This window comes from Nonomuraea sp. NPDC048901, from assembly GCF_040649695.1.
GTDB lineage: Bacteria > Actinomycetota > Actinomycetes > Streptosporangiales > Streptosporangiaceae > Nonomuraea.
On sequence record NZ_JBEZFW010000031.1, the window covers coordinates 95,436 to 106,337 of the forward strand.

9 protein-coding genes are annotated in these 10,902 nt (G+C 69.5%); 7 read left to right on the plus strand and 2 right to left on the minus strand.

Annotated elements, in window-relative coordinates; all coding sequences use genetic code 11:
- The first annotated feature begins 52 nt into the window (after nucleotides 1-52).
- The 5 genes from AB0C30_RS55020 (at nucleotide 53) to AB0C30_RS55040 (ending at nucleotide 6,953) form a co-directional block, all read left to right on the plus strand.
- The gene (locus tag AB0C30_RS55020) at nucleotides 53-1,576 is read left to right on the plus strand and encodes a hypothetical protein (RefSeq protein ID WP_357960107.1); all 1,524 of its coding nucleotides are present in this window, start codon (nucleotides 53-55) and stop codon (nucleotides 1,574-1,576) included.
- Nucleotides 1,576-3,093: a serine/threonine-protein kinase gene (locus tag AB0C30_RS55025; RefSeq protein ID WP_357960110.1), complete on the plus strand. Its 1,518-nt coding sequence runs from the start codon at nucleotides 1,576-1,578 to the stop codon at nucleotides 3,091-3,093. Before AB0C30_RS55020 ends, AB0C30_RS55025 begins: the two co-directional genes overlap by 1 nt.
- An 88-nt stretch (nucleotides 3,094-3,181) precedes the next feature.
- Nucleotides 3,182-5,284: a DUF6421 family protein gene (locus tag AB0C30_RS55030; protein ID WP_357960113.1), complete on the plus strand. Its 2,103-nt coding sequence runs from the start codon at nucleotides 3,182-3,184 to the stop codon at nucleotides 5,282-5,284.
- Nucleotides 5,281-5,910, plus strand: coding sequence for an SDR family NAD(P)-dependent oxidoreductase (locus AB0C30_RS55035; RefSeq protein WP_357960116.1), 630 nt, complete (start codon nucleotides 5,281-5,283; stop codon nucleotides 5,908-5,910). Before AB0C30_RS55030 ends, AB0C30_RS55035 begins: the two co-directional genes overlap by 4 nt.
- Nucleotides 5,907-6,953, plus strand: coding sequence for a low specificity L-threonine aldolase (locus tag AB0C30_RS55040; protein ID WP_357960119.1), 1,047 nt, complete (start codon nucleotides 5,907-5,909; stop codon nucleotides 6,951-6,953). Before AB0C30_RS55035 ends, AB0C30_RS55040 begins: the two co-directional genes overlap by 4 nt.
- Nucleotides 6,954-6,993: 40 nt before the next feature.
- Here AB0C30_RS55040 and AB0C30_RS55045 read toward each other — a convergent pair whose 3' ends face one another.
- Together AB0C30_RS55045 and AB0C30_RS55050 are read right to left on the minus strand one after the other, a co-directional pair.
- Entirely contained in the window at nucleotides 6,994-8,442 is a 1,449-nt protein-coding gene (locus tag AB0C30_RS55045; RefSeq protein WP_357960122.1) for an NAD(P)/FAD-dependent oxidoreductase, read from the minus strand.
- A 157-nt stretch (nucleotides 8,443-8,599) separates the two neighbouring features.
- Nucleotides 8,600-9,253: a DUF305 domain-containing protein gene (locus AB0C30_RS55050; RefSeq protein WP_357960125.1), complete on the minus strand. Its 654-nt coding sequence runs from the start codon at nucleotides 9,251-9,253 to the stop codon at nucleotides 8,600-8,602.
- A gap of 121 nt (nucleotides 9,254-9,374) precedes the next feature.
- Here AB0C30_RS55050 and AB0C30_RS55055 point away from each other — a divergent pair, with 121 nt between their 5' ends.
- Both AB0C30_RS55055 and AB0C30_RS55060 read left to right on the plus strand, forming a co-directional pair.
- The gene (locus tag AB0C30_RS55055; RefSeq protein ID WP_357960128.1) at nucleotides 9,375-10,082 is read left to right on the plus strand and encodes a DUF3105 domain-containing protein; all 708 of its coding nucleotides are present in this window, start codon (nucleotides 9,375-9,377) and stop codon (nucleotides 10,080-10,082) included.
- A 212-nt stretch (nucleotides 10,083-10,294) separates the two neighbouring features.
- Entirely contained in the window at nucleotides 10,295-10,489 is a 195-nt protein-coding gene (locus AB0C30_RS55060) for a hypothetical protein (protein WP_357960130.1), read from the plus strand.
- The last annotated feature ends 413 nt before the right edge of the window (nucleotides 10,490-10,902 follow it).

The window sequence follows — 10,902 nt, forward strand, 5'->3', positions numbered from 1 at the left end:
TCCGGCAGGTGATTGAGACCCTTATTTCGATAACTGCGAAATTGGAGCGGAGATGGCACGTCTCACAGCTCTTGCCGGGGGTGTCGCGGCGACACTCGTCCTGCTTGCCCTGCCCGCGGCGGCGCACGAGCATCCCAGCGGGATCACCGACCTCGTCACCCCGGCCGTGGTTCGCGTGGAAGCCTCCTCGCACGTCGAGATCACTCTGCTCGATCACATAGGCGAGCTGATGCATGTGGAACGGTCCTACGATGTCCCCTTAGGAGTGGGAACGGGCATCGTGGTCAACCCCGAGGGCGCCATCGTCACCCTCACCCGCGTGGTCAAGACCGACAAGGACGTGGCGGTCTACGCGGCCAACAAGATCTTCGCCGAGCACCACAAAGTGAAGATCCCGATCGACTTCGAGCGGCACAAGGTCAAGGACGACCTGCTCGAGCACCACTTGAAAGAGTGCTACCCGCCCAAGACCAACGTGTCGACCTGCATCATCAACGTCACCACCAACGTCACGATATTTCCGAACGTCTCCCCGGCCGACCCCAAGGGCATCAAAGCCGACATCGTCAAGACCGGCCCGCAGCCCGACAGCCCCGCCGTCCTGATCCCCACGGGCCGGGCCGTCGGCAGCGTCGGCATGCCCACCGCGCCCCTCGCCGACAAGGTGCCCGACCAGCAGGGCTCGCCCACCAACGTGGCCGGGTTCACCGACCGGCCCGGCGCGAACGTCAAGGAGACGGTGGAGATCGCGCACCTGGGCAAAGGCGGCGGCGGACAGGACGCCGGCCGGAGCTTCGCCGATCCGGAGAAGAAGGTCGACGAGCCCGTGAAGCTCGGCGCCCTGGTCGATCGCGGCCTGCTCGGCGCGCCGGTCATCGGCGACAAGGACGGCCACGTCATCGGCATGCTGATCGGCGGCGGCAAGGAAGCCAGGATGATCGGCGTCAGGGAGATCCTCGCCGCGCTGGCCAAGGCCGGGGTCGCGCCGCGCCGTGGCGCCATCGACGCCGCCTTCGAGGCGGCGCTGACCCGCTACCACACCAAGTACTACACCGAGGCCGCGCCGGGCTTCCAGCGCGTGCTGGAGCTCTATCCCGGCAACGTGGTGGCGGCCAAGCTGCTGCAGACCTCCCTGCAGAAGCGGGGCGGCCAGGAGGACGCGGGCAGCAAGCAGGCCGTGGCACCGGCGCCCAGGAGCATGCCGCTGTGGCCGTTCATCGTCGCCGCCGGGGTGCTGTTCGTGGCCGCGGGCGCCGGGGCGTACCTGCTGTGGCGGCGCCGCCGTACTCCTGACGACCAACCTGAGCAGCCACCACCGCTGGTCGCGGCGGCAGCGGCGGCGGCCGCGGCCTCGTCGGTGTCGTCCGCGCCGACCTCACCGCCGGTGCCGCTCGACGAGGGCGCGAACCAGACCGTCGTGGTCCGCAGGTCGCAGCCCTTCCAGGTGATCCCGCAGCAGAAGCAGGTGCTCACCGAGCAGGACCAGCCGTCGGTCAAATACTGCACCGCGTGCGGAATGCGGCTGGGGGCCGCGCACCGCTTCTGCGGCTACTGCGGCCACCCCATCGAGACGTGATGCCCGTGAACGACAGATCGCTCGTGGGCCAGGAGGTGGCCGGCTATTACATCGAGGACATCGTGGGCAAGGGCGGCATGGCCGTCGTCTACCTGGCGCTCGATCCGAGGCTGAGCCGGCGGGTGGCGTTGAAGATCCTGAACCCGGTGCTCAGCGTCGACGACCGGTTCAGGCAGCGCTTCATCCTGGAGTCCCGGACGGTCGCCAGCATCGAGCACCCCAACATCATCCCGATCTACGAGGCGAACGCCGACGCCGACGGCGTGCTCTACATCGCCATGCGCTACGTCGACGGCCTCGATCTGCGCCGCCTCATCTACGACCGGGGGGCGCTGCCGATCGCGCAGGCGAACCAGATCATCTCCCAGGTGGCCGCCGCGCTCGACGCCGCGCACGCGCACGACCTGATCCACCGCGACGTGAAACCGGCCAACATCCTGCTGGCCGGGGATCACGTATACCTGACCGACTTCGGCATCACCAAGCACCGTACGTCGATCTCCGGGCTGACCCAGACCGACCAGTTCATCGGCACGCCCCGCTACATGGCGCCCGAGCAGATCAACAAGGAGCACATCGACGGGCGGTGCGACCAGTACGCGCTGGCCTGCGTCGCCTACGAGGCGCTGTCGGGGCGGCTGCCGTTCCCGCGCGACAACGACATCGCGCTGCTCTGGGCGCACTTGGCCGAGCAGCCCACGCCGCTGTCACAGGTCAGGCCGGAACTGCCGGTCGAGGTCGACGGTGTGATGATGCGGGCGCTGGCCAAGTCGCCCGAGCAGCGCTACCCGTCGTGCACCGCGTTCGTCACCGCGCTGCGCGACGCGATCAGCGGCCAGCCCGCCGCGCCGTCGCCCACCCCGTCGTCGGCGGTACGCCAGAGCCGGAAGGCGACCTCCGCCGGGTCCGGCGGCCCGAGCAAGCTGCCGCTCGTGGTGGCCACGGTGATCGCGGCCATCGCGGCGCTGTCGCTCGTCGTGCTGCTCGTCATGACCCAGAAGGGCGACTCCTGGGCCCGTTACCAGAGCACAACCGCCGCCCCGCTCACCTTCGAGTACCCGGCCGACTGGACCGTCAGAACACACGGCGACCTGTTCGTGGTGGCCTCGCCGCACGCCGCCGAGTTCGAGTCGATGTTCGTCTCCGGGGCGGCCGCGGACTGGACCGCGGTGAACGAGGTCATCACCGGCGACGCCGACAACGCCGTGGGCGTGTACGTGCAGGTCTCCGACGCGCTCAGCGCGAGCGCGACCGCCGCCCAGATGAAGGCCATGCTCGAAGGGCTGCTGCCCGGCGAGATCGTGGTGGACCAGCCCGTACCCGACCGCGCCGGCGACAGCGACGCCACCCGGTACGACGGCTCCCTGCGCGACCGCAACAGCGGCAACCGGCTCGGCTTCGTCAGCTACGTCATCGACCGCCGGCCCAAACCGCTGCTGGTGCTGTACTTCTGCGCCAAGAACCGCTGCGACGACGCCACCGAGGGCCGCGTCAGGCAGAGCGTCCACCTCTCCTGACATCTCACCATGCGGACAGGTTTGGCGGTTTTGGGCATCCCTATATGTATATTTTCCCGTAGAAGATGCTTATGGCGGGAGATATTTCATGCAGGCGTTCCCCAGGGTGCTGTTCGACGAGGCCCACAGCGAGTCGTGGACCATCCGGCGCGAGGTCGCCGAGGCCATCAACCCGGCCCACCCCGACGACAACAGCTACGCCCGCGCGGCCGAGCTGCTGCGGCGTCTGGGGCACACGGTGACGGCCCGTCAGACGGGACCGCTCGACGCGGGAACGCTCCAGGAGCAGGACGTGCTGGTCATCGCGCATCCGTCGGGGGAGCGGTGGGAGCGCACCACGGGGCAGGGGAGCCCGGTGTTCTCCGCCGCCGAGTTGGACGCGGTGGCGGCGTTCGTCGCCGGTGGCGGCGGGTTGGTCGTGCTGGCGGAGGAGGAGCAGGACAAGTACGGCAACAACCTGGCCGAGTTGCTGGGCCGGTTCGGGGTGGGTGTGACGCACGCCACGGTGCGGGATCCCGGGCACGCTCACCGTGGGGTGGCGACCTGGGTGCTCGGCGAGCGCGCCACGAGTGACGGGCTGCTGGCCGGGGTCAAGACCGCCTGCTTCTACCGCTCCGGCGCGCTGACCCTTGCGGATTCTTTGGCGGACGCGGCGTCGGCCGACGCGGATTCGTCGGTGGACGCGACCGTGTTGTTCACCAGTTCCGGGAGTGCGGATCCGGCCGGGGCGCCGCTGGCGGTGGCGGTGCGGCACGGGCGCGGCCGGGTCGTGGTGTTCGCCGACTCGGACCTGTTCGGCGACGACTCGATCGAGGACTACGACCACCGCACCCTGTGGGGGAATGTGGTCACCTGGGCGGCCCGCGTGCCGGACGACGGCGCCACCGGCTCCCGGGACGAGCGGAAGGCGGGCCTGTTCGCCGCCCTCAAGGCGACGGTCGAAGAGCTCCGCCCGCTCCAGGTCAAGGACGGCTCGGTGCCCGCCGACAAGCCCCAGGCGAAGGCGCTGGTGGCTGCGATCGACAGCCAGCTAGCCGAAATATCGCCATATTTCCCGCAGGACGCCGCCTACCTGGCCGCCGTCCGCGCCGACCTGGCCAAGTGGAGCGCCCAGGATCTGGGCGTACCGGACTTCCTCGACTCCCTGGAGCTGTTCCACCCCGACACCCAGCGCGTGGACGGCCTGGAGCACCTCGTCGTGTTCCCCATGTACACCCAGAACGGCAACCCGAACCGCACCCTGGAGGCCGTCTGGCTCCGGACGATCTGGCCGGACTGGCTGGCCGAGCTGGAGTCGTCCGGCTACGACAACCCGATGTTCGTGCCGATCGCCTTCGAGGACTTCACCTCCGGCTACGACACCCACTCGGCCGTGCTCTTCCCGGAGACCGTCGCCGTACGTCAGGCACCCGAGCGGTTCACCTGGGGCGGCATCTTCGCCGACCGTGAGGCCGCCAGGTTCCGGCGGGTCGCCACGGCCGCCACGGCGACGCTCAAGCTCGACCTGCCGCCGGACGCGGCCCGGCTGCTGGAGTCGCAGCGGCTGGCCCAGGACACCTTCGTCATGTGGGACCTGATCCACGACCGTACCCACAGCCACGGTGACCTGCCGTTCGACCCGTTCATGATCAAGCAGCGCATGCCGTACTGGCTCTACTCGCTCGAAGAGCTGCGCTGCGACCTGACGGCGTTCGGCGAGGCCGTGCGGCTGGAGGAGAAGGGTGTGCCGCACGCGCGGTACGTCCAGCACGCCATCCTGTTCGACCGGCTGTTCCGCTTCCCGATCACCGGTGACCGGGTGCGCAACTACGACGGGCTCGGCGGGCAGCTGCTCTTCGCGTACCTGCACCGCAACGACGTGGTGCGGTGGACCGACAACCGGCTCACGGTCGACTGGGAGCGCGTGGCGGGCGGCGTCGCCGATCTGCGGGGCGAGGTCGAGAAGCTGTACCGGGACAGCATCGACCGGTCCAAGCTGGCGCACTGGCTGGCCGCGTACGAGCTGGTGAGCGGGTACGTCGAGCCGAGCCCCGGATCGACGTGGGCCAAGGGGATCCAGGCGCTGCCGGAGGAGCAGAAGGCCAAGGTGGACGCGGTGCTGCCGGACGAGTTCCCGCTGAGCATGTTCTATGAGGCACTGCGCCGTAAGCTGGCCGAAGTGGTCGAATCGACTAGGGGGATCCGGGCATGATCATTCTGGTTACGGGTGCCGGTGGCCCCACGGGTCAGGCCGTCTCCGGATTTTTCCGGAAAAATGGGCACACTGTGATCGGGGTCGGCAGGGACGACGTCGACCTTCTCGACCGCGCGGCCGTACAAGCGCTCGCGGACCGGATCTCCACCGAGCACGGCCACGTCGACGGGGTGGTGCACCTGGTCGGCGGCTGGCGCGGCGCGAAGTCGTTCGCCGAGACCGACCTCGACGACTGGGACACCCTGCACGACCTGCTGATCCGCACGCTCCAGCACGTCTCGCTGGCCTTCGAGCCGCTGCTGCGCAAGAGCCAGAACGGCCGTTTCGTGATCGTCTCCGCCAAAGCGGCCCAGCACCCCACGGCGGGCGGCGCTCCGTACGCCGCCGCCAAGGCGGCCGCGGAGGCGTGGACCCTGGCCCTGGCCGACGCACTGAAGGACACCCATAGCGCGGCGGTCATCTTGGTCATCAAGGCCCTGGTGAACGACGCCATGCGCGCCGCCAAGCCGGACGCCCGTTTCACCGGCTTCACCGACGTCAATACGCTGGCAGAGGCGATCGGCGACCTCTACGACCGGCCCGCCGCGCAGCTCAACGGCACCAGATTGGACCTCACTCAGTGATTGCCCGGCACGACCCGCAGCTCAAGAGCTTCGCCAGCGACAACTACGCGGGGGTACACCCGGAGATCCTGCGTGCCATCGCCGACGCCAACGGCGGCCACCAGATCGCCTACGGCGACGACGTCTATACCGAGGCCCTGCTGAACGTCTTCCAGCGGCACTTCGGTGAGCGGGCCCAGGTCTGGCCGGTGTTCAACGGCACCGCCGCGAACGTCGTCTCCCTGCGCGCCATGACCGCCCAGTGGGAGGCGGTCATCTGCGCCGAGACCGCCCACATCCACACCGACGAGGGCGGCGCGCCGGAGGTCGTGGGCGGCATCAAGCTGCTGACCGTACCCACGCCCGACGGCAAGCTCACCCCGGAGCTGATCGACCGCCAGGCCTGGGGGTTCGGCGACGTCCACCGCGCCCAGCCCCGCGTCGTGTCCATCTCCAACACCACCGAACTCGGCACCCTCTACACCCCCGAGGAGATCGCGGCCGTCTGCGCCCACGCGCACGAGCGCGGCCTCCTCGTCCACCTCGACGGCTCCCGGCTCACGAACGCCGCCGCCGCCCTCGACGTCCCGCTGCGGGCGCTGACCACCGACGCGGGCATCGACGTCCTCTCCTTCGGCGGCACCAAGATCGGCCTGCTGTACGGCGAGGCGGTCGTGGTGCTCAATCCCGAGGCGGCCGGCGGCATCGACTACATCCGCAAGACGTTCATGCAGCTGTCGTCGAAGATGCGCTTCGTGTCCGCCCAGTTCGAGGCGCTGCTCTCCGGCGACCTGTGGCTGCGCAACGCCCGCCAGGCCAACGCCATGGGACAGCGGCTGGCGGCGGCGGTCCGCGACATCCCCGGCGTCGAGGTGCCGCGGCCGGTGGAGGCGAACGCGGTGTTCGCGGTGCTGCCGCGTGAGGTGACGGAGCGGCTGCAGAAGCGGTTCCGGTTCTACACCTGGAACGAGGCGACGGGGGAGGTGCGGTGGATGTGCGCCTTCGACACCACCGAAGCGGACGTGGACGCCTTCGCGGCCGCGATCCGGGAGGAGATGGGCTGACTCTTTGGGCCCTCAGGGCTCTTAGGGCTTAGTAGGGCTCTCAGTCGGTGAGTGCGAGGCGGGCGGCCTGCCAGCCGCCCATGCCGTGCACGGCCGCCCCGGGTGGCGTGGCCGCCGAGCAGAGGAACACCCCCGGCAGCGGCGTCCGCCAGGGCGCCGCCGACCACACCGGCCGCCTGACGAACTGCCCCAGGCTCGCCAGCCCGCCTCCGATGTCGCCGCCCACCAGGTTGGGGTTGGCCGCCTCCAGCTCGGCGGGCCCCATCGCGTGCCTGGCCAGCACCCGGTCGCGGAACCCCGGCGCGAACCGTTCGATCTGCCCCTCGATGGCGTCCGTCATGTCGGCCCTGGACCCGTTCGGCACATGGCAGTAGGCCCACAACGTGTGCCCGCCCCGGCTGTCGTCGGCCGCGTACGGCTGCACGAGCAGCACGTACGGCCGCGGTGAGTGCCGCCCGTGGGCCATCTCGGCCTCGCTGAGCGCGATCTCCTCCAGCGTGCCCCCGAGGTGTACCGTCCCGGCCGCCGCCACCGCCGGATCCCGCCACGGCACGGGTCCGTCGAGCGCCCAGTCCAGCTTGAACACCCCTGGCCCGTACCGATAGCGCTCCAGCCCCCTGCGATACCCGGCCGGCAGCTCGGCCATCGTCAGGAACTGCCGGGGGGTCACGTCGAGCACCACCGTCTCGGCGTCCAGCTCCCGCAGGTGACGTACCCGATGCCCGGTGACCGCCTCCCCGCCCAGCGCCCTGAGCCTGGCCACCAGGGCGTCGGCCAGGACCTGCGACCCGCCCTTCACCACCGGCCACCCCACCAGGTGCGCCAGGGCCGCCAGGAGCAGGCCGTACCCGCTCGTCATGGGCGAGCGCAGGTCGAGCATCGAGTGGGCGGCCATGCCCGCGAGCACCGCCCGCCCCTCGACGGTCCGGAACGCCCGCCGCCCGAGTGTCGTGGCCGGCAATGCCGCCGCCACCCCGAACCTGGCCGCCTGCGCGAACACCCGCGGCCGTGGCTTCCAGGGCCCGAGCGGCTTGAGCAGCAGATCGACCAGCGGCAACCCGGCCCGCGCCGCCGCCCCCACCGTCCGCTCCCACACCGCCGCATCCTGCCCCAAACCGGCCGCGGTACGGCGGGCATCACGGTGCACGAGCACGGCGGGCCGATCGTCGAGCGGATGAGCGGCGACCACAGCGGGATGCACGAACTCCACCGAACCGACCTCACCCCCACGGAGATCGGACTCTTTGGGGCCGGATCCACCGGCACTGATCCCGAGCTCTCTGAAGACGGGTGAGGCCAACGCCATCGCCATCACGGTCGCACCCAGGTCGTGCACCCGCCCGGGCAGCGTCACCTCCGCCGACCGCAGCCCCCCGCCGAACTGATCGGCCGCCTCCAGCAGCAGCACCTCACGCCCGGCCTGAGCCAGCAGAACGGCGGCGACCAGCCCGTTCGGCCCGGACCCCACCACAACGGCGTCGGCACTCACCTCAGGGCCGCCTCAATCCGTGACGCCGCGCGCTCACTTCATCCCCGCCTCAGTCCCTGGCGGCGCGAGCCCACGTGAGGCCCGCGTCAATCCAGCTCATTGCCCTGAGACGCCTCGCGCTCACCTCAGGCCCGCCTCAATCCATGGCGCCTGGCGCTCACTTCAGGATCGTCGGGTACGGCTGCGCGCCGCGCTGCTTGAGCATCTCGGTCATGAGCTTGATCTCGCCGGTCTGCCCATCGATGATCTTCTGCGCCATGTTGACCACCTCGTCCCGCGTGGACAGCTTCAGCAGACCCTCGGCCATCTGCACGCCGCCCTCGTGGTGGCGGATCATCAGCTGCAGGAAGAGCACCTCGGCAGCCGTGCCCTGCAGCTCCTTGAGCTTGGTCAGCTGATCCGGCGAGGCCATGCCCGGCATCGCCCCGCCCACGGGAACGGCCGCGGGGGCGGCCGACGTGCCCGACCCGCTGTGCCCGTGCCCGGCCATCCAGGCCATCGGCCGCCGGTCGGTGGCCTGGTCGAGCTCCCATTGCTGCAACCACCCCTGGAACATGCCCCGCTGGTTGGACTGGGTGGTGATGATGTCGTAGGCCAGGTTTCTGATGTCCTTGGACTGCGTCTTGTCCCTGATCGTGAACGACATGTCGACGGCCTGCGCGTGATGCGTGGCCATGTCGCGAGCGAATCCGGCCTCCGCCGAGGCGTCGCCGGGAGTGCCGCTCCGACCCCATACGAGGAAGATCACCGCTCCGGCGAGTACGAGCACGGCGCAGGCGATGAGCAGTGAGTTCTTGGCGGGCTTTTCCATGGCTCGTCCAGCGTACCCATCTCATCGCCGAGACGAGTCCGGACACTTAAGACGCTCTTATTCTCCGCATACTGCACTAGGGCATAGGGTGACCCGGAGTTGGCATGCCGATGGAGGAACGATGACGAAGGAGAAGGCGCAGGCGCGGCGCGAGCATCTGCAGAAGATGCGAGCGCAGCAGAAGAGCAAGGAGCGCCGCGCCGCGCTGTTGATGTGGGGGGCAGGCGGACTCGTCATCGTGCTGCTCGTCGGAGTGGTCGGTTTCTACTTGGTCAAGCAGGCCAAAGAGACGTCATTGGGGGATGTGGCCAACTACAAGTACGAGGCGGGCCAGCACGTCTGGAACACGGTCACGTACAAGGAGACCCCGCCGGTCGGCGGCCAGCACAACAACTACTGGCAGCAGTGCGCGGTCTACGACAAGCCGATCCACAACGAGCACGCCGTCCACTCGCTGGAGCACGGCGCCCTGTGGATCACGTACCGCCCCGACCTGCCGAAGGCGCAGATCGACGCGCTGAAGAAGACGGCCACCTCGACGGGGCAGCAGGACTACATGCTGGTCAGCCCGTACCCGAACCTGCCCGCTCCGGTCGTGGCATCGTCGTGGGGCCACCAGCTGAAGCTCGACAAGGCCGACGACCCGAAGCTCGCGGCGTTCATCAAGAAGTACCAGAACGGCCCGGACACCCCTGAAGCCGGCGCCATCTGCGGCGGCCCCGACGCCATCACCACGACGGCAGACCAGGCCCCCCTCCCACCGGAGCCCAAGGGCCAGGCCAGCCAGCCCCCCACGGAAATGATCAGCCCCAGCCCCACCAACAAGTAACTCCAAGCTCGGGCCTCCCTGGCGGTCGGGCGGTGCCTCCCAGGGGGCTCCGCCCCCTTCGACCCCCGAAAAGCATGGTCTTCGCTTTCGCTCAGGCTGCCTTCTCGGGGGCTCCGCCTTTCGGCGGGGGCCTGCCGGTCCCCGCTACCCCCGGACGCGATCCCGTCGCGGCTGTCAGACGCGGGGGCACAGGCTGCTGGACTGTCGGCCCGGTGGGGGGTGATGACGTCTACGGCCAGGACCCGCGCCTACGCGGCCTGCTGGAGCAATGCGGGGTCGGCTACGTGCTGGCGATCGCGGGCAACCGGCAGGTGAAGCCGGATGGAACCGACAGCAGCGCCGCCGATTCGCCGTCGGGGTGGCCGATCGGAACTGGCACCGCTACCGCGCCGGCCATGGCGCCATAGGCTCGCGTTGGTATGCCTGGGTCTGGGCGCATCGATGAAACCACCGCCGAGGGATACCGGTGGCTGCTGATCCGCCGCAATCTGACCACCGGTGAACTGGCCTTCTATCGCTACTCCGCACCCACGGAGAGGCCGCTGATGGCTCTGATGAAGACCGCGGGTATCCGTGGGCGGTGTCACTGGGGTATTACGTGATGGCCGACGCGCTGTGGCGCCTTGACGTCTGGGCAGGGCCGGGCCGGAGGTGGGCAAATGATCGTCACTTTACGTGCTCGTGATGTAACAATGAGTGTCATGCCGTCCCCCCGACATGACACCCTCATCAAGCTGTTCGCCGATCGCCCTCAACTGGCGGTGGAGATCCTGCGTGACTTCCTGGGGGCGGACCTGCCCGCCACTCCGCTGATCCGGCG

Coding starts and splice junctions, on each gene's coding strand:
- AB0C30_RS55020 (WP_357960107.1), top strand. CDS start 53: ATGGCACGTCTCACAGCTCTTGCCGGGGGTGTCGCGGCGACACTCGTC.
- AB0C30_RS55035 (WP_357960116.1), top strand. CDS start 5,281: ATGATCATTCTGGTTACGGGTGCCGGTGGCCCCACGGGTCAGGCCGTC.
- AB0C30_RS55055 (WP_357960128.1), top strand. CDS start 9,375: ATGACGAAGGAGAAGGCGCAGGCGCGGCGCGAGCATCTGCAGAAGATG.
- AB0C30_RS55025 (WP_357960110.1), top strand. CDS start 1,576: ATGCCCGTGAACGACAGATCGCTCGTGGGCCAGGAGGTGGCCGGCTAT.
- AB0C30_RS55050 (WP_357960125.1), bottom strand. CDS start 9,253: ATGGAAAAGCCCGCCAAGAACTCACTGCTCATCGCCTGCGCCGTGCTC.
- AB0C30_RS55030 (WP_357960113.1), top strand. CDS start 3,182: ATGCAGGCGTTCCCCAGGGTGCTGTTCGACGAGGCCCACAGCGAGTCG.